Below are 17,920 nucleotides of genomic sequence, written 5' to 3'. Positions count from 1 at the left end.
ATGTCAAATATACCAGGAAAAATAACCGTTGCAGGCCTTGGGCCGGGAAGTCCGGATCTGTTTTTAAATCCAGCAATAGATGCAATAAGAGAAGCCGATGTGGTGATCGGATACAAATATTATTTTCAGTTCATAGAATCATTCCTGAAAGAGGGAACAGAATGTATGGATACGGGAATGCGTCAGGAAGTGCAACGCGCCGAAAAAGCTTTTGAATTGGCTGAAACAGGAAAAGATGTTGTTGTGATCAGCTCGGGAGATGCCGGAATTTACGGAATGGCTTCGCTTGTTTTCGAAATGGCTGAGAAAACGCAATCGAAAGTAGAGCTAAAAGTTATACCCGGGATTTCAGCTTTTCAGGCGGCAGCAGCAAAATTGGGAGCTCCGCTTAGTCACGATTTGGTCATTCTTTCCTTGTCGGATTTACTCACCAGTTATGCTTTGATCGAGAAGAGAATAAAGGCAGCCGCTATGGGCGATTTCGTAACTGCAATTTACAATCCGAAAAGCAATAAAAGATATTGGCAGCTGTATCGTTTACGAGAACTGTTTTTAGAAGAGAGAGAAGATACTACACCTGTTGCCGTTGTGCGCCAGGTGGCTCGTGCCGAAGAACAAATTACCTTGACAAACTTACGCGATTTTGATCCTGAAATGGTAGATATGTTCTCGCTTGTAATTGTTGGGAATTCACAGAGCTATGTTTCAGGTGATCGGTTTATTACACCTCGTGGATACTACAATAAAGAAGAACAGGAGGGAAGACCGGGACCATTAATTATGCAGGAAAGTTTTAGAACCATTGCTGCAAAATTGAAAGAAATGGATTTGCCCTTGGAAACGAAATGGATTCTTTTGCATTGCATTCATACCTCCGCAGATTTTGAATTGACTGAGATTTTGAAAGTACAGAACAATGCAGCACCAAAATTGAATGAATACCTCCAAAAAGGAGGTGTAATCATTACCGATGTTACCATGGTTCAGTCGGGAATTCGCAAAAAAGCCTGCGAGAGAATGGGTGTTGAGATCAAATGTTATTTGCACGATCCCCGAACTATGGAATTGTCCGAAAAACATGGTATTACCAGAACTCAGGCGGGAATTCGTTTGGCTGTAGAGGAGCATCCTGAGGCACTTTATGTGTTTGGAAATGCACCAACAGCATTGATTGAATTGACAGATTTGATGAGAAGTAAAAACATTCAACCAGCCGGGATCATAGCAGCTCCGGTTGGATTTGTAAATGTAAAAGAATCAAAACACAGAGTGAAAAGCTTTTGCGAATTACCTGCTGTTATTGTTGAGGGACGAAAAGGCGGTTCTACCTTGGCAGCAACCATTGTGAATGCCATTCTAAGTTTGGAAGATGCTTACGATTTAAAACCCGGAAGAGATGTTTAATTTTCACATCATTGGAATACCGGATCGAATGGAAGTGAGCCTTTCTGGGGAGGTTAAGGAGGTGCTGCAAAAACATCACTATTTTTCGGGAGGAAAGCGCCACAGAGATTTGGTTGCTTCTTATCTGCCTGAAAATGCAAAATGGATTGATGTAGTGGTTCCTTTGGAGGGGAGCTTTTTGGTTTATGAACAGATTCATGAACCCATTGTGGTGATTGCTTCCGGAGATCCTCTCTTTTTTGGTATTGGGAATACAATTAAACGCCGTTTTCCGGATGCAAAAATAAAGGTTTATCCTTATTTCAACAGTTTGCAGTTGCTGGCACATGAGTTTCAATTGGCTTATGGTGAAATGACAATTTGTACCCTGACCGGAAGAGATTGGGTGAATCTGGATCAGGAATTGATTCGGGGTAAAAAATGCATTGGTGTTCTTACCGATAAGAAAAAAACACCGGCTACAATTGCTGCAAGAATGCTGGACGCCGGTTTCGACAATTACAAGATGATTGTAGGTTCTAAACTGGGAGGAGAAGAACAATATTGTACAGAAATTTCATTGCAGGAGGTTGTTAATAAGGACTTTGCTCATCCAAATTGTCTGATTCTAATTCAGGAGTGGGAGATCAAACGGACACTGGGAATTCACGAGGCAGATTTTCACATTCTGGAAGGCAGGCCAAAGATGATTACCAAGCGAAGTATCCGATTGAATTCCATTTCATTTTTGGAATTGGATGATGCAAAACATCTTTGGGATGTAGGATATTGCACGGGTTCGGTTTCCATTGAAGCCAAGCAGTTTGCACCACATTTGCAGGTAACTGCTTTCGAGCGAAGGGAAGAATCCAAAGAGCTATTGAAATTGAATCAACGAAAGTTTTGTGTACCCGGAATAGAAGGTATTCACGGTGATTTTTTCAATATCGATTTGTCTGCAATTAAAAGTCCGGATCGGATTTTTATTGGCGGGCACGGAGGTAAATTAAATGAAATGATGCATCGTTTACATGCCGTTTTGCACGATGATGGAATCCTGGTTTTTAATGCCGTTAGTGAAGCAACAAAGCAGGATTTTCTGCGGGCAGCAAAAGAACTTAAAATGGAGATTACCGATCAGATGATTCTGCAACAAGATGATCACAACCCGATTGTAATATTTCAGGCGAAAAAAAGGAATTAACCACAAAGGAGCAGAAAGTACTGCACGAAGCGGCACAAAGGAATGATTAGTTTGTGGTGTAATAAGAGACATTAATTAAAAGATATTAAAATTATTGAAGGAGTAAATACTTTGAGTGACTTTGTGATAAACTTAGAGTTTCCTTTGTGGGTCAAAAAAATAAATACATGAGTAATACATTCATCATTATCAACAACAGTTTTGCTATAGCAACTGCCGAACGCATTGCTGCAAAAATGGAAGGGAGTACGATTGTTTCCGTTGCCGGATATCCGGGCAGCGATAAAATAATTTCTTTACCAGATTTTCTTTCAGAATCTTTTCAGGTAGCTGATTTGTTAATTTTTATTGGTGCTATGGGCATTTGCGTAAGAAGTATTGCTCCTTTTATCCAGAATAAAGCGATTGATCCGGCAGTAATCAATATGGATTTGCATGGAAAATATGTGCAGTCGGTTTTGTCGGGACACAAAGGTGGTGCGAATGAGTACGCTCAGCAAATTGCTAAAATTATCAATGGTACTGCAATAATTACAACAGCAAGTGATACATTGGAGGTATGGCCATTGGATATCTTCGGCAAAAAATATGACTGGACGAATGAATATCAGAATACTTCTGAGAATGATTTTATTGCAGCCTTTGTGAATCAAAAGAAAACAGCATTGCTTTTGGAGGTGAAAAACGAGGGAACGCAAAGCTTGCAGGAATTTTGTCCTGATTTTGTGGAGGTTTTCTATCAATTTGATCAGATTAAACAGGAAGATTTTGATTTGCTGATAGCTGTGACTCCAGCTTTGTACGAAACGATTATTCCAAGTTTGTTTTTCCGACCTAAATGCATTGTAGTAGGTACTGGTGCACAAAAAGGAATTGGAGTGGAAGCTTTTGAAAAGGAATTAAGATTCAGATTTGAGGCGAACCACTTGGCTTTTACATCCTTAAAAAGCATCCATAGCATCACGGTAAAGGCCAACGAAGAGGCTTACAAACAATTCAGCGGGACAACTAATTTATCGTTCATTACTTATTCTTCCGAAGAATTAAATGAGAAAGAAGGTGAAGTTTCCTATTCAGAGGCAGCGCATCGTGAAGTAGGAGCTGTAAATGTATCCGAGGCATCGGCATTGATTGCCAGCGGTGCAAAAACACTGCTTCAGACCAAGAGCAAGCATGTTGATGCCAATGGTAAGCATTTTACTTTAGCTTTGGCCATGGATGCAAAACAGGAGCGGAAAGGCGAGATTTTTATTGTTGGTGCGGGTCCGGGGGCGCCCGATTTAATATCTGTTCGTGGCAAGAGTCTTTTGAAAAGAGCCGATTTGATCTTATATGCCGGAAGTTTGGTGCCAAGGGAATTAACCGATTACGGAAAAGCTTCCTGTGTAATCAGAAACTCGGCAGATTTAACTCTCGAAGAGCAGTTTGATGTGATGAAGGAGCATTACGACAGAGGAGGATTGGTTGTGCGTTTGCATACAGGTGATCCGTGCATTTATGGTGCGATTCAGGAGCAAATGAACTTTTTCGATCAGCACGAAATGGATTATGAAATTGTTCCGGGTATTTCCTCTTTTCAAGCTGCTGCTGCACGTTTGAAATCGCAATTTACCATTCCAGAAAAGGTTCAATCTATTATCCTGACCCGTGGGGAAGGCCGAACACCGATGCCACCTAGAGAACAATTGGCTGAGTTCGCAAAATTCCAAAGCACGATCTGTTTGTTTTTGAGTGTAACTTTGGTGGATAAACTGCTGGCTGATTTATTGGAAGGATATCCGGAAAATACACCGGTGGCCATTTGTCACAAACTAACCTGGAAAGAGGAAAAGATTTGGAGAGGTGAATTGAAAGATCTGGCAAAAATTGTGAAGGAAAACAAACTATCCTTAACGGTGATGATTGTGGTTGGTGAAGCCATTGGAAACCGCAAAAACAGATCTTTATTATACGATCCTAAGTTTACACACGGTTGCCGAAAGGGAGTTGATAATTAAAAATTAGTGATGATTACGATTTGGAAATTATGAGTCATGAAAGGGCGAAAGAGAGAAATAAATTGCAATGAAGATACTATTATTTGGGGGAACAACAGAGGGGAAAGCAACATCTAATTGGTTGAATGATTTGGAGATTTCACATTTCTATTCGACAAAAACGAGTTCGGGAAGCTACGAATCTAAATTTGGACAGCGAATTTGCGGTGCCATGAATGTGGAAGAGATTTGCATCTTTTGTCTGGAAAATAAAATTGATTTACTGATAGATGCAGCACATCCTTTTGCGGAAGTTTTGCATCATAGTATTGCGGATGCTGCAAATCAAGCAGCTCTGCCTGTTGTTAGAGTGGAGCGCGATACAGTACCCCGAATTGACAGCAAATGGATACGATATCATCACAGTCTGGTGTCTGTATTAACGGATTTACAGTCACAAAATTATGCAAAAATACTTTCACTTATTGGTGTGAAAGCCTTACCGGTGATTCATAAAATCATGCCAAATACCAATATTTGGTATCGGATTCTTGATTTTCCTTCTTCATTGGAAATTGCCAAAAAGGCAGGTGTTGAAGCCGAAAAACTGATTGTATCGGATGCGTTTGAAGGAATGAAATCTGTTGAATATTTGTTGGTTGATGCGGGAATTGAAGCCATGATTACCAAGGAGAGTGGCTATTCGGGCTTGCTGGATCAGAAAATGGATTTGGCGGTAAAACATCAAATTCCATTGTATGTGATTGCCCGGCCAGACCTGCCAAATTACGATGAGACGATCAGTAACCGGGAAAGTCTGCAGAAATATTTGAAGAATCGGTTTGGACTGGAGCGAAAAGAATTGGCGCATGGTTTTACTTCGGGAACTTGTGCTGCAATATCCGCGAAAGTAGCATTAAAATTATTGTTAGGGGATAAATTGCAGCCAAAAGAAAGCATTATTTTGCCCGATGGGGGAATTTGTGAAATGCAATTGCATCAGAACAGATTCGCGGAAGATTTTGCTTTGTGTTCGGTGGTGAAAAACTCGGGTGACGATCCGGATGTTACGGATGGAATGGAGATTGGTGTTCGTTTGAAATGGAATGATGCAAACTGCATTCGATTTGTGAAAGGAGAAGGAGTAGGAACGGTTACTTTAAATGGTTTGGGAATTCCTTTGGGAGAACCGGCAGTAAATCCTGTTCCCCGAAAAATGATTGCACTAGAATTGGAGCAAATTCTGGAAGAGTATGATATTAATAGAGGTATTGATGTTTCGGTATTTGTGCCCCTAGGTAAAAAACTGGGAGCGAAGACTTTTAATCCCAAGCTGGGAATTGTTGATGGCATTTCCATCATCGGAACTACCGGAAGAATTAAGCCTTACTCTTTGGAAGCTTATGTACAAACCATTCAAAAACAGTTGAATTTGGCTGTGCTAAACGGGAGCAAGCACATTGTGGTAAATTCCGGAGGAAGAAGTGAACGATATCTGAAAGAGAAGTTTCCTGATTTGGGCGATTTGGCTTTCCTGCAGTACGGGAATTTTATTGGTGAAATGCTGCAAACAATGAATGCTTCGGGTGCCGAAAAAGTAAGCATGGGAATTATGACTGGCAAAGCGGTGAAATTGGCTGCCGGTAATTTAGATACCCATAGTGGCAAGGTTGTTTTGGATCATGATTTTTTGATGGATTTGGCCAAAGATTGTGAATATTCTCATGATATGATTCAAAAAATCGGAGAGATAAAAATGGGAAGAGAACTGGAAGAGCTATTTTCATTTTCGGAAGACGAGCCGTTTTTTAAGGCATTAAAAAGCAAATGCATTGATGTTTGTAAGTCGTTAATTGAAGACTACGATTTTGAGCTTCTTTTGATTAGCAATAAAGGGGACATTTTCTAGAACTGATTAATTCTTCGTAAGTAATTGCTTGTAAATATTGATCAGATAATCAGTTTTTGTGTAGATATTGAACTCCTTTTCAACAGCTTTTCGACCTGCAACAGCAAGCTCCTGAATCTTGTTTTCATTGTTTAATAACTCTTTTAAAGTCAAGGCCAGTTCTTCTGCAGTATTGTTTTCGTAGATGATCCCACCCTTTGATTTATTAACAATCTCGGCAAATGCACCCAGATTGGGTTGCACAACCGGTACGCCCGAAGCCATACTTTCCAATAGATACAAGCCAAAGGCTTCACCATTCCGCACAGGAACCGAAATCAGTTTCACTTTTTTGAAGAACTCGTGCCTTCCTTCCCCGTTAAAATCTTCATGAAATTCAACCTGCTCCAAAAGTCTTTCTTCTTTTAATTTTTGCCGGATTTGTTTTAGTAAAGGTTTGTCGTCACCGGTTGATCCGCCGGTTACGATCAATTTCACATCTTGGCAGGCAGTATCTTTTTTAAGTTCGATAAAGGCATCAACGATAATATCGAAACCATTTCCTTCGCACATTCGGGAAATGTAACCGATGTTTCGGTCTTTTGTATTGGGAGTTGCATAGGTATACTCATTTGGATCAACACCCAAATGGTTAATGAAAACTTTCTCTTTTGGAATGTTCATTTTTTCCAGTGAAACTCCCGCGTAAAAATCACTTACAGCAATAAATGCATCCAAATGTTCGGCTTTGGTACTCATTAGTGCCCAAATTTTGTCTCTAAATGAGTCTTTCATGGCATCAACCCAAACATCTTCATCTTGCAGGGAGCAAACCAGTATGGCATTCGGAAATTCCTTTTTTAATTTAGGAGCCAGGCCTAACAGGAGTGCATTCGACAAATGAATTACATCGGGTTTCAGATATTCTGCCATCCAGCTTACCATGCGGTTGAGCTCCTCTTTCTGCTTTCCTTCTTCTCCCATCAACATCGAAACGGTCATTTCTTCCAGGCCTTTTGCATTGGTCGATCCGGCCATAGAGGCCGCTAATTTTAACATTGGGCCTGAGTTCAACAAACGATCCATCCAGGCAGGTGCATGTCTGAAAACAGGATACAATTGCTTTAGATAAATGCTGATGGCTCCATAAAAAACTGGAATCTCATTCAAGTCATGCTCATCGGAAAACAGGGGGAGATACATAGGCAATTTGGTCACCTCATGTCCCTGCTTTTTCATGGCGATATGAAATTTATCGTCGCGCAAACAATTGCCACAGTAAAAACTGCCTCCCGATCCGGGTATGATCTGTAGAATGTTCATTGAAATGAAAGTTAAAAGTGTAAAGCTTAAAGTTAAAACATTAAAGTAAAAAGTGACTGTCCAAAAATGGAAGCATTCAATATTTATACGTCATGTTGAGTTTGTTGAAACATCTCCTATTAATGAAAAGATTCTTCGACTTTGCTCAGAATGACAATCGTCGGAACGCTGTCATGTCTTGTTTTTTTTACTTTCTCCTTACTACTTGTTCCTTTCACCCTGTACCTTGAAGCTTCATCCTTACTTGTCAAACTGCTTGGCCTCTTCCCATATCTCATCCATTTCTTCCAAATTCATGTCTTTTAGGTTTCGTCCTAATTTTATGGTTTTACTTTCCAGATAATTGAACCGTTTGGTGAATTTTTGGTTGGTACGTTCCAGTGCATTTTCAGGATTTACGCCATACAAACGGGCGGCATTAATCAAGGAGAAGAACATATCGCCAAATTCGGCTTCCATTTTGTTCTGATCGCCATTGATAATTTCTTCCTGCAATTCCATCATTTCTTCTTTCACCTTCTCCCAAACCTGCTCTTTTTCATCCCAGTCGAAGCCTACACCTCGTACCTTATCCTGAATGCGGTTGGCTTTTACCAAAGCAGGCAGACTTTGCGGAACACCTTCCAAAACTGATTTGTTACCGTCTTTTTCCTTTAGCTTCAGTTGTTCCCAGTTTTCTTCTACCTCTCTGGCATTGGCGACTTTGGTATCGCTAAAAATGTGAGGATGACGATAGATCAGCTTTTCGCTGATGCCATCGCAAACATCAGCAATGTCGAAATCGTTGGTTTCAGAACCTATTTTGGCATAGAACACAATGTGTAGCAGAATATCGCCCAATTCTTTCTTTATTTCCTGATTTTCACCCTTTAAAATGGCATCGGCCAACTCGTAGGTTTCTTCGATGGTCAGCGTGCGCAAACTCTCAAAGGTCTGCTTTTTGTCCCACGGACAGCCTTCGCGAAGCTGATCCATAATATTTAATAAGCGCTCAAAGGCTTTTAGTTTTCTATCCATTTGTTCTGCGTTTTATATTCGAAGATCAAATTTACAAAAGTATTTGGGAGTTTGAGAATTTATTAGAATTATGAATTGGAAGGTAGGAGAGGATGGGCTCCAACGAAGCCTACTTAAGCCTTACTATAAAATTGGTTTTATGAATAAGTCCGATTGGTTTATGCTGAGACTGTTGAGGTATGGAGGTGTACCAGTGGGCTTTTAGCTCACTGGTTATCTGCTCAATTAGCATACGTTTTAATATTCATACGTTAATTCAATGGTATTATTTTCAGGAATGAAAATCTTATAGTCTTCCGGGCTGGCAATTCCGTTCTTCATTTTAATAATTCGAACAATGTTGGTGGTGTTTCGGGCTACAGGAATTTTAGTAAATGTTTGGTTTTCACTTTTTGCTACAAATTTATCGTAGCCGCTTGAGATGATTCCATATTCAGTATCTAAAAAGTCGCTACCTACATTTTCATCAGATTTCATTCCCCATGGACAAAACGTTTGAACTTCGAAGTGATCAGACTCGATTGTTGGTTTGAAATTTTTCAATGCAACTGTAATATAGTCTTTGGTTGGAATATAGAAAGACGCATCGTATGCAGTGTCCTGTTTTAACGAAATGATCGGGTTATACGGATAAGAGGTACTCGTTTCAGAAACCTGCTCTGGCAGAAAGTATTTATCCGGATCTAAATTACTGAAGTCAATCTGTAATTCGAAATAAGAGGAAGATTGGCCTTCAAAAGATTCCACTTCGTCATCTTTAATATTGAAAGACATGCTGTATGAACCATCGGCATCGGTTGTTGCTTCTTTTTTTAGCAAGGAGTGGGAATAGAGCAAAGCCCTTTCGACATATTTCAATTGTAATCCAACACCTTTTAAAGGCGCGTTGTCTGATGTTACAAAGTGTCCGGTGATTGTTGTGTAACCGGGCGTCAATTCCTTGTTGGTATCAACATCTTCTTTTTCGCAACCAATAAAGGCAGCCAGAATAAATAAAATAAATAATGTTTTTTTCATGATTTTATGTTTTCTCTTTGTGAAGCTATTTGAAAAGGTTGTCCTAACTACGGATCGCTAAATTAGTATCGGTTCAATATACCGGTTGGAATTTCAACAGGTTCAAATTTACCTTCAAGTTTGTAGATTGAATTAATTTCCTCCATTGTAATAGCTTCGCCCCGAAGACTGTTGGGATAAGCTTTGGCAATGGTTCCCCAGCCGAGGTTCAGGTTCTCATCCAGCCGGTGCCACAAGAATTCGCTACTTTGGGTAATCTCAAATTTATGAGGAGTTGCAACCGCAGAAGTATCATCGGTCAACTGTCCGTTTTCATTTGCCGGATATATCAATGTCAGGTATGGTTTGCCATCATCCATTGTAAAAGAATAAGAACCTTTCCCCTTTATTCTTATGCCATTATTTGTTATCGAGTTTTCTCCTTTCATGTCTGCGAAATATACATCTCTCGCCTGATTGTTGATGAGAAAGACAAAAGGCATTTTGCTAAAAACAGGATGTTCGTTTTTCATAATCGTGGAGTCATTCCAATAAAGTTGAGAGACCCGAAGAACCTCGTAGTTGTCGGTTACCTTTATTGGCAGATTTGTTGTTTCTCCGGTTTGGTTATCAGTAACAATGAGTGTTGACTCTCCCGTTAGTACCCCCCGAACCAGAAGCGTTCCTGCAGGGTTTGACCATCCTTTATCTTCCGAAGCCGAAAGTAAGTATGGATTTTCTACCTGAATGGAATAATTACCGCTTCCGCTTTTTACGCCAATATAACGGGTGCCGTGTACCGGAACTTCATAGTAAGTGTTGTCGAAACTTAAAGGTTCCTGGTCATCATCATTACACGCCCCTGCAAAAACAGCAAGCAGTAATAGCATCAATAATTTGTACGCATTTTTTGTTTTCATAGTATTTGATTGATTATTCAGTTTTCCCGATTGATTTAACTAACGCTTGTTCTTCGTCGTACAAACCATGGATGTACATTGCCGATGAATGATCAGAAGTGAACTTGTCCAGATCTTCGGAAGCTACTTTAATTTGTTCTCCTCCGTTAGCACTTTCTTTAAATTCAAACCAATATCTGCCCCGGTCAGCTACAGGCAGGTTGTCGTTTGACAGCGTATGGAAAGTTGTGACCACTGCCTTTTTATTATCATCAGTAACTAATGGCACATCTTGCTCTCCTGAATAGAGGTACAGTTTCTTTTCTTCCGTCTCTTTTACTGTAAGCGTTTTTCCTGTTGCAATAAAGAATGCCGATGGAATACTATCTACACCTGCAGTTAACTGGTAATCGTAAGGATTCGGAACTTTATCGGCATCGGTAAATTCAAAAATGAGGTCTGTTGTCATTTTCTTTAAATTCAAAAATACGGGAGAGTCATCTCCATTTGGTGCGGTAACTTCGAATTCTGTAGTCGCATAGTGAATATAGTCATTCGGAACTTGCATCACTGCTTCATTATAATCTTTGGTTAAAGGTTCAAGAAATGTTCGAATGTCTGTGCTACCAGATACAAACTGAAAATCTTTACAAGCAACAAAAGTAATATGGTATTTACCTTTCGGTAATGAATCATTCACAGAAGCAATATTATCTGTTGTTATATCTTGTAGTTTGGAAGGACTAACGCGCCCCATTTTTAAATAATGTCCGTCTTTTTTCTGGTGAATGACATAAACAAGCATCTTCACATCGGCTACGCCGTAATCAACATCAATCAGTACTTGGTTAGTGTTGATGTCTGTTACCTTATAGGTATATCCTAATGCAACTTTAAAGGTTGTTTTGTATGTGGCAACAGAAGGAATAGACTCCAATCCACTGTTGTCATCATCACTACATGAAACGAAAAAAATGGTAAAAAAAAAGAAAAGAAATGTTCCGGTTAAATTTATTATTTTCATCTGTTTATTTTTTCAATTTAAGTTTCTGCAATTCTCGTATGTTGCTGAATTTTGACAATGGATGGAACTCACCATCATAGTCAGACTCCGGTGCGAGAGGTCTGGCTCTAATGGCTCGTTTCATATCATTTCGGATTGTGTTTCAGTTTCATCTAAATCAATTTACCACAATATCAACACCTGATGTTTGCCCGGTAACCGCGTCGGTAACGATTAGTTTAGTTTTACCACTCTTTAAAGGTGTCACCAGAACTGCGGCGGTATTATTTTGTTGATTAAAATGGTCATCATCACGAATGATCGAATCGACTGCAGCTACTGTTTCATCAACTACCCTGGCAGTATATTGACCGCTTCCCCTCCAAACTGAGATGCCGTTAGCTCCAGCGATAAACGGGAGATCTAAAGTTAGCGGACTGTGGCTGTCTCTCTCTTGAATGTACAAGTCATATTCATTGACTACATGAATACGAATCGAGAAAAGTTCTATTTTTCCTTTATATATCTGAAATTCAGTGATGCCGTTGGATTTTGCCTGGACTTTGAACTGATTACCCAGTGTGGCATTAGCGGACGCAGAGACAATATAATCGTTAACTCCAACTAAACTATCATTCTTGTCAAAATTGAAAGGGAGTTTGAATATTCGGAATTCTCCTGTTTTTATGTATATCTCCTCGGACGAATATTCTCCATAATGAATCGATTCGCGAACATCAACATCAATTGTTTTAATGTCATAATCACCTGTCTTGTTAACATCAACATCTGCAACAGTAATTGTTGCATGTCCCTGCCTGTGGCCGATAACATAAAATATATCCTTATTCTGCTCGTCAAAACGAATTTCGGCAACGTCTGGTTGAGAAGAAGTTACATCAAGAAAACCAGTTCCTTTGAGTTTTTTGACTTCTACATAACTATGCTCATTATCCAATACGCATGATTTTGTGCTTAACTGAAGGTTCTGAACGAATCCATTATCATCTTTTTCACAGGACGGTAGTGTAAACACTACGGCCATTACTAACAATATCTTTTTCATTTTTAATGCATTTGATTTCATATGATTATAATTTGTTTTTTAGTTACCATATGGAACTTACCATGCTGGAATAATCAATCCCCCTGTGTGTAAAAATCACTTTGGCATGGACGTTTCATATCTGAATATTTTGCTCCTGACAGGATTGCTTACTGTATTTTGCAGCATTTCAATTAGAGCAACAAATGATACCTAAAAAAAGTATTACAATTCATTATCAAAAATAGACAGATAGGAAATCAAAATTCTTGATTCAAATCAAGGATTTTGATGCAAGGACAATTTTCTTCGAATTCTGCTCAAAGTTTCGGGGGTAATTTTTATTAATGAAGCTATTTCTTTCAAACTAATCAGATTTAAAATATCAGGATAACGATTTATAAGTTTTGTGTAGCGTTCTTCAGGGGAGTCGCAATACAACGAAAGCAATCTGCTGCTGATATCATTTAGTAAGGTTTCTGCTACTTTGCTTCGGAAATTAATTATGCCGCAATTTTCATAAAATGCGTTGAAGTCATTGTGTGTAAGGAGCAGAATAGTACTGTTTTTTATGGCTACGACATCAATAACAGGAGGTTTTTCGATTTGGAATGTAGCGTAATCAACAACAAAATCATTTTCGAAACAGTAACCTACAATTTGTTCTTTCCCATCCGAAGTATATCCCAAATACTTGAAACCTCCATCGAGAACAAAACCAATAGAATCATTCTTTAGTCCTTGCCGGATAAAGAATTTATTCTTCGTATATTTTTTTGCAGTACCGTTTTCAAGAAAGAATTGCTTCATTTCTGCAATTCCGTCAAGTTTCAGATGTTCTTTTAGAATAGACATAACTTATGCTGTTTTTAAGGTTGCATTCTTAACGTGTGTGCCGAGCCAAACCCGCAACTGCACTATTGTGTTGTGTGCTGGTGGAGATGTATTCAAAGATCAAATTTACAAAAGTATTTGGGAGTTTTGGGATTAATTTGGATTGTAAATATATGCAGAGGCGGGCTTAGGCAGAGCATTTCCTCTAAACAAATCTCATGGCAGTTGGTTGCTTAATTATTATGAGTGGATTATTCTTATCAACTTGATATATTATCCAATCACTGACAGTTATTCTTTTCTACTTCTCTTAATAGATTTTCTTCGATTCTTTTTTTTATAATTTCTGAAAATTGAATGTTTACAAAAAGTATTGCATCAACTTTGATATGATCTTCTTTGAATTTACTTCTTAATTTTTTCAAAATGAGAGATTCGATTTCACTCCTTTTAAAAGAATGTATTTCTTCTATATTATACTGCCCAAAGATTTCATTCAGAATTTTCACTATTTCTGGAAGGACAACATCATTGGTATCGTTTTTTCCGTTTTTGGACTGTATTGAAGGCTTCAAAAAATAGCTTCTTATTAGTTTGCCTGATACAATTTAATGCTGGAGATTAAACTCTAAGACTATTTGGGCGATACTTTAAAACTCCCCCTACAATTATCCACATTAGTGATATTAGCATTCTTTATTAACTCACTAATTCTAATCTACGATTAAATACTTTTTTGTTATTCAAAAAGGTGCGAATGATGTAACTAATAGACAGAACTGTGTAATGCTTTTTTTAATTTATAGCCTAACCTTTGAATGAATGTATGGGAACATGCTTATTATTTAAAATATCAGAACAAAAGATCAGATTATGTAGATGCCTTCTGGAATGTAATAGAATTTAAATGCTGAGGGTTTGAAGTAAATCACATACTTTTTAACAAAAAACTAAAATGTAAAATTATGAAACACCCATGTAAAAGGCTTTGCACACAGGAAGATGCTTGCAATTTGGGTATTCTATGTGACAAATAAAAATCAAATTATATACACATGAAAAGAACAGCAACAGCCAATTGGCAAGGAAATATTAAAGAGGGCAAAGGAACATTAAGTACGCAAAGTGGAATATTAGATAAAACCAATTACAGCTTCAAAACACGTTTTGAGGAAGGTGAAAAGGGGACTAATCCTGAAGAGTTATTGGCAACTGCACACGCAGGGTGTTTTACAATGTCAGTTGCATCTATTTTAGATAAAAAAGGGTTAAGCCCTGATAAATTGGATACAAAGGCAAGCTTAACTCTGGAAGGCTTATCCATTACTGCAATACATTTATCAATAAAGGGTTCTGTGAAAGATATGAATGCTGATGCTTTTGCTACAGTTGTTAAGGAAGCTGAACAAAACTGTATAGTCTCCAAAGTATTAAAAGTGGCAATTACATCTGAATCTCATTTGGAAACTTAAGAATTTGAAAATATGGGTTCTATGATTTTATATTGCTTTTCGTTAGCTTTTGGATAAAAAACCAGACAGACACAGTTAAAATGATTACAATAGTTTTAATTTTTAAAATAAAATAATATGGGAAAACAAGGTATTAAAATCTCATCCGTTGATGTAGATGAACTTTTAAAAATGTTAAATGCAGCCTTAAGCGAAGAATGGCTTGCATATTATCAGTATTGGATTGGAGCAAGACTTATGGAAGGTCCAATGAGAAGTGAAGTAGAACCCGAACTTTTAATCCATGCAGATCAGGAATTAGGACATGCTCTTTTAATTGTTGACAAAATTATTCAATTAGGTGGAACACCAGTAATAAATCCTATTGAATGGACAAAGTTAGCTCGTTGTTCATATGAAGAACCATCGGACCCCTATATCGAAGTAATTTTAGAACAAAACCTAAAAGGAGAAAGATGTGCAATCCAAAGGTATCAGGAAATTGCAGATTTTACAAATGGCAAAGACCATTCGACATATCAAATGGCTGTTCAAATACTAAATGAAGAGCTTGAACACGAAAATGACATTGAAGATTGGATAAAAGACATTACACTAATGAAAGAAGAATGGAAAAAAATTAGAATGTAAAACTAAGTATGCTATGACAAAATTAATTTTAGTGCGCCATGGTGAATCAGTCTGGAATAAAAAAAATGTGTTCACGGGCTGGGTTGATGTTCCTCTTTCGTCCGCTGGAATTGTTGAAGCAATAAAAGCTGGAGAACAATTAGCTAATATCAATTTTGACATAGTTTTTACTTCAGTACAGACCAGAGCTATTGAAACTACTATGCTTGCCCTTGCACAAAATAAAAGTGATAAAACCCCCGTGGTTATTCATAATGAAGGCAAGATGAAAGAATGGACAAGCATTTACAATGAAGAGATGGCAAAAAACATTATTCCTGTCTATTGCAATTGGCAATTGAACGAACGCTATTATGGAGAATTACAAGGGAAAAATAAGACCGAAACTGCAAAAGAATTTGGAGATAAGCAAGTTCATATATGGCGCAGAAGTTATGATATTCCTCCTCCAAATGGCGAATCGTTAAAAGATACAGCTGAACGAACCATTCCTTTTTTTGAGGATACTATTTTACCTCAATTGAAAGCAGGTAAAAATATATTGGTATCTGCACATGGTAATAGCTTGCGTTCCATTGTCATGTTTATAGAAAAACTGACAAAAGAAGAAATCCTTGGTTTAGAAATCCCTACAGGAAAACCTCTTTTTTACTATTTAAAAGACGGGTTGCTTGAAAAAATCAATAACTAATATCTACTTTTTTATAAATACCGAAGAAATAAAGCACGAAACGTTAACATCTGTTTAAAAATTAGTACCCTATGACTCAACATATCGTAAAAATAAATTCGATTCAGAATATCACCCACAATGTACTGCAAATTATAACTGAGAAACCTCAGCAGTATAACTTTACTCCCGGCCAGGCCACCGAAGTTTCAATAAATAAAAGTGACTGGAAGGATAAGAAAAGACCTTTTACCTTTGCAAGCCTTCCTGCAAATGATTACCTTGAGTTTATCATTAAAACATATCCATCGCACAAAGGGGTAACCAACGAACTTTTAATGCTAAAAAAGAATGATGAGTTGATTTTGCACGATGTTTTTGGTGCTATCGCCTATAAGGAAGAAGGTGTATTTATTGCCGGAGGTGCAGGTGTCACTCCATTTATAAGCATCTTCAGGTATCTTCAATCAAAGAAGGAATTAGGTAACAATAAACTCATTTTTGCCAATAAAACCAAGGATGACATCATTCTCGCATCGGAGTTTAAAAAGTTATTAGGCGAAAATTTCATCAATATTTTATCTGACGAAAAAGTTGATGGGTATGCCCACGGACAAATCACAGAAGGGTTTCTCAAAGCTCACATAAGCGACCCCACCAAAAACATTTATGTATGCGGACCTACGCCAATGATGGATGCCATTGAAAAACAATTGGCGAATTTGAAAATAGATAAAAAACTAATTGTTAAAGAAGTATTTTAAAAAACACCACTACTTATTATGGTGGAGTAAGAAGATGAATGACTAAGATATTTAAATTAAGTTATAATGCTTTTTAATTTTAAACAAACCGAACAACATGAAATATACTCTAGCATTTGATGTTTATGGAACTCTGATAAATACATACGGAGTGTTTAATTCATTAGAGCAAATGATTGGTGACAAAGCAAAACTTTTCATGGAGACATGGAGAAACAAGCAGTTAGAATATTCTTTTAGACGAGGATTAATGAATAAATACAAAGACTTTTCTGTGTGTACAAATGATTCATTGGAATTCTGTTGTATCATGTTCAAGACTGATTTAAGCAAAGGACAAAAAGAATTTCTAATGGATGAGTATTCTGTTTTACCAAGCTTTGCCGATGTTGAGAGTAGTTTGAAAAATCTAAAAGAAGCCGGACATAAATTATTTGCTTTCTCAAATGGCAGTGGAAAAGCGATAACAAAGCTTTTAACGGATGCGAAAATTATTGACAGATTTGATGGAATCATAAGTGTAGAAGGTATCGGGATTTTTAAGCCAAGTCCTTTAGTTTATGAATATTTCAATAGTGAAACTAATTCTGCAAAATCAGACTCTTGGTTGATTTCAAGTAATCCTTTTGATGTAATAGGTGCAATCTCATACGGGATGCGTTCTGCATGGGTACAACGTTCTCAAAATTCTATATTTGACCCTTGGGGAATTGAGCCAACATTGATAATTAATCAGTTGACTGATTTACCAATGAAATTAGAAAAAATGAAATAAAAGCTTTTGCCAATCGAGTAGATGGCCTTAAGCTTTAGAGT

17 protein-coding genes and 1 pseudogene are annotated in these 17,920 nt (G+C 37.8%); 10 read left to right on the top strand and 8 right to left on the bottom strand.

All coding sequences use genetic code 11. From position 1 onward, the window contains the following. The 4 genes from cobJ to cbiD all read left to right on the top strand — a co-directional run bounded on the left by cobJ (position 1) and on the right by cbiD (position 6,472). Positions 1-1,404 carry a precorrin-3B C(17)-methyltransferase gene (cobJ, locus tag QUH73_RS07345; protein ID WP_289529790.1) on the top strand — a complete coding sequence of 468 codons (1,404 nt, stop codon included), beginning with the start codon at positions 1-3 and terminating at the stop codon, positions 1,402-1,404. After that, complete coding sequence (gene cbiE / locus QUH73_RS07340; protein WP_289529789.1) at positions 1,397-2,587, top strand: precorrin-6y C5,15-methyltransferase (decarboxylating) subunit CbiE; 1,191 nt, start codon at positions 1,397-1,399, stop codon at positions 2,585-2,587. Before cobJ ends, cbiE begins: the two co-directional genes overlap by 8 nt. Before the next feature lie 167 nt (positions 2,588-2,754). Continuing rightward, a complete protein-coding gene (gene cobM / locus QUH73_RS07335; protein ID WP_289529788.1) occupies positions 2,755-4,584 on the top strand; it encodes a precorrin-4 C(11)-methyltransferase in 1,830 nt (609 codons plus the stop codon). 67 nt (positions 4,585-4,651) lie between these two features. Then, positions 4,652-6,472 carry a cobalt-precorrin-5B (C(1))-methyltransferase CbiD gene (cbiD, locus tag QUH73_RS07330; RefSeq protein ID WP_289529787.1) on the top strand — a complete coding sequence of 607 codons (1,821 nt, stop codon included), beginning with the start codon at positions 4,652-4,654 and terminating at the stop codon, positions 6,470-6,472. Between the two features lie 6 nt (positions 6,473-6,478). Here the strand turns inward: cbiD and QUH73_RS07325 are convergent, their stop codons facing one another. The 8 genes from QUH73_RS07325 to QUH73_RS07290 form a co-directional block, all read right to left on the bottom strand. Further along, positions 6,479-7,774, bottom strand: coding sequence for a glycosyltransferase family 4 protein (locus tag QUH73_RS07325; protein ID WP_289529786.1), 1,296 nt, complete (start codon positions 7,772-7,774; stop codon positions 6,479-6,481). Between the two features lie 240 nt (positions 7,775-8,014). Continuing rightward, complete coding sequence (gene mazG, locus QUH73_RS07320) at positions 8,015-8,791, bottom strand: nucleoside triphosphate pyrophosphohydrolase (protein ID WP_289529785.1); 777 nt, start codon at positions 8,789-8,791, stop codon at positions 8,015-8,017. A gap of 237 nt (positions 8,792-9,028) precedes the next feature. Continuing rightward, on the bottom strand, positions 9,029-9,808 hold the full coding sequence (locus QUH73_RS07315) for a hypothetical protein (RefSeq protein WP_289529784.1): 780 nt from the start codon (positions 9,806-9,808) through the stop codon (positions 9,029-9,031). 62 nt (positions 9,809-9,870) lie between these two features. Next, entirely contained in the window at positions 9,871-10,707 is an 837-nt protein-coding gene (locus tag QUH73_RS07310) for a hypothetical protein (protein WP_289529783.1), read from the bottom strand. A 13-nt stretch (positions 10,708-10,720) separates the two neighbouring features. Next, the gene (locus QUH73_RS07305) at positions 10,721-11,710 is read right to left on the bottom strand and encodes a hypothetical protein (RefSeq protein WP_289529782.1); all 990 of its coding nucleotides are present in this window, start codon (positions 11,708-11,710) and stop codon (positions 10,721-10,723) included. Between the two features lie 157 nt (positions 11,711-11,867). Next, entirely contained in the window at positions 11,868-12,734 is an 867-nt protein-coding gene (locus QUH73_RS07300) for a hypothetical protein (protein WP_289529781.1), read from the bottom strand. Between the two features lie 279 nt (positions 12,735-13,013). After that, positions 13,014-13,589 carry a Crp/Fnr family transcriptional regulator gene (locus tag QUH73_RS07295; protein WP_289529780.1) on the bottom strand — a complete coding sequence of 192 codons (576 nt, stop codon included), beginning with the start codon at positions 13,587-13,589 and terminating at the stop codon, positions 13,014-13,016. 260 nt (positions 13,590-13,849) lie between these two features. Then, entirely contained in the window at positions 13,850-14,143 is a 294-nt protein-coding gene (locus tag QUH73_RS07290) for an SPFH domain-containing protein (protein WP_289529779.1), read from the bottom strand. A gap of 243 nt (positions 14,144-14,386) precedes the next feature. On the opposite strand from QUH73_RS07290, the pseudogene QUH73_RS07285 reads away from it, so the two are divergent. From QUH73_RS07285 to QUH73_RS07260, 6 genes and pseudogenes are all read left to right on the top strand, one after another. After that, positions 14,387-14,482, top strand: a pseudogene (locus QUH73_RS07285) (Fe-Mn family superoxide dismutase); the annotation flags it as partial. Positions 14,483-14,623: 141 nt separating this feature from the next. Beyond that, positions 14,624-15,040, top strand: a complete 417-nt coding sequence (locus tag QUH73_RS07280; RefSeq protein ID WP_289529778.1) for an OsmC family peroxiredoxin — start codon at positions 14,624-14,626, stop codon at positions 15,038-15,040. Between the two features lie 117 nt (positions 15,041-15,157). Further along, a complete protein-coding gene (locus QUH73_RS07275; RefSeq protein WP_289529777.1) occupies positions 15,158-15,670 on the top strand; it encodes a ferritin-like domain-containing protein in 513 nt (170 codons plus the stop codon). A 13-nt stretch (positions 15,671-15,683) separates the two neighbouring features. Continuing rightward, entirely contained in the window at positions 15,684-16,361 is a 678-nt protein-coding gene (locus QUH73_RS07270) for a 2,3-bisphosphoglycerate-dependent phosphoglycerate mutase (protein WP_289529776.1), read from the top strand. Between the two features lie 71 nt (positions 16,362-16,432). Further along, the gene (locus tag QUH73_RS07265) at positions 16,433-17,104 is read left to right on the top strand and encodes a flavodoxin reductase (protein ID WP_289529775.1); all 672 of its coding nucleotides are present in this window, start codon (positions 16,433-16,435) and stop codon (positions 17,102-17,104) included. Between the two features lie 97 nt (positions 17,105-17,201). Continuing rightward, complete coding sequence (locus QUH73_RS07260) at positions 17,202-17,879, top strand: haloacid dehalogenase type II (RefSeq protein ID WP_289529774.1); 678 nt, start codon at positions 17,202-17,204, stop codon at positions 17,877-17,879. Positions 17,880-17,920 lie beyond the last annotated feature (41 nt).

Source organism: Labilibaculum sp. K2S, assembly GCF_030372765.1.
GTDB lineage: Bacteria > Bacteroidota > Bacteroidia > Bacteroidales > Marinifilaceae > Labilibaculum.
This window is presented reverse-complemented; position numbering and strand designations above follow the sequence as displayed.

Excerpts from the sequence above, each read along its gene's own strand:
- cobJ (WP_289529790.1), top strand. The coding sequence starts at position 1 with ATGTCAAATATACCAGGAAAAATAACCGTTGCAGGCCTTGGGCCGGGA.
- QUH73_RS07305 (WP_289529782.1), bottom strand. The coding sequence starts at position 11,710 with ATGAAAATAATAAATTTAACCGGAACATTTCTTTTCTTTTTTTTTACC.
- cobM (WP_289529788.1), top strand. The coding sequence starts at position 2,755 with ATGAGTAATACATTCATCATTATCAACAACAGTTTTGCTATAGCAACT.
- QUH73_RS07270 (WP_289529776.1), top strand. The coding sequence starts at position 15,684 with ATGACAAAATTAATTTTAGTGCGCCATGGTGAATCAGTCTGGAATAAA.
- QUH73_RS07315 (WP_289529784.1), bottom strand. The coding sequence starts at position 9,808 with ATGAAAAAAACATTATTTATTTTATTTATTCTGGCTGCCTTTATTGGT.
- QUH73_RS07310 (WP_289529783.1), bottom strand. The coding sequence starts at position 10,707 with ATGAAAACAAAAAATGCGTACAAATTATTGATGCTATTACTGCTTGCT.
- cbiE (WP_289529789.1), top strand. The coding sequence starts at position 1,397 with ATGTTTAATTTTCACATCATTGGAATACCGGATCGAATGGAAGTGAGC.
- mazG (WP_289529785.1), bottom strand. The coding sequence starts at position 8,791 with ATGGATAGAAAACTAAAAGCCTTTGAGCGCTTATTAAATATTATGGAT.
- QUH73_RS07280 (WP_289529778.1), top strand. The coding sequence starts at position 14,624 with ATGAAAAGAACAGCAACAGCCAATTGGCAAGGAAATATTAAAGAGGGC.
- QUH73_RS07325 (WP_289529786.1), bottom strand. The coding sequence starts at position 7,774 with ATGAACATTCTACAGATCATACCCGGATCGGGAGGCAGTTTTTACTGT.
- QUH73_RS07295 (WP_289529780.1), bottom strand. The coding sequence starts at position 13,589 with ATGTCTATTCTAAAAGAACATCTGAAACTTGACGGAATTGCAGAAATG.
- QUH73_RS07260 (WP_289529774.1), top strand. The coding sequence starts at position 17,202 with ATGAAATATACTCTAGCATTTGATGTTTATGGAACTCTGATAAATACA.
- QUH73_RS07300 (WP_289529781.1), bottom strand. The coding sequence starts at position 12,734 with ATGGCCGTAGTGTTTACACTACCGTCCTGTGAAAAAGATGATAATGGA.
- cbiD (WP_289529787.1), top strand. The coding sequence starts at position 4,652 with ATGAAGATACTATTATTTGGGGGAACAACAGAGGGGAAAGCAACATCT.
- QUH73_RS07275 (WP_289529777.1), top strand. The coding sequence starts at position 15,158 with ATGGGAAAACAAGGTATTAAAATCTCATCCGTTGATGTAGATGAACTT.
- QUH73_RS07265 (WP_289529775.1), top strand. The coding sequence starts at position 16,433 with ATGACTCAACATATCGTAAAAATAAATTCGATTCAGAATATCACCCAC.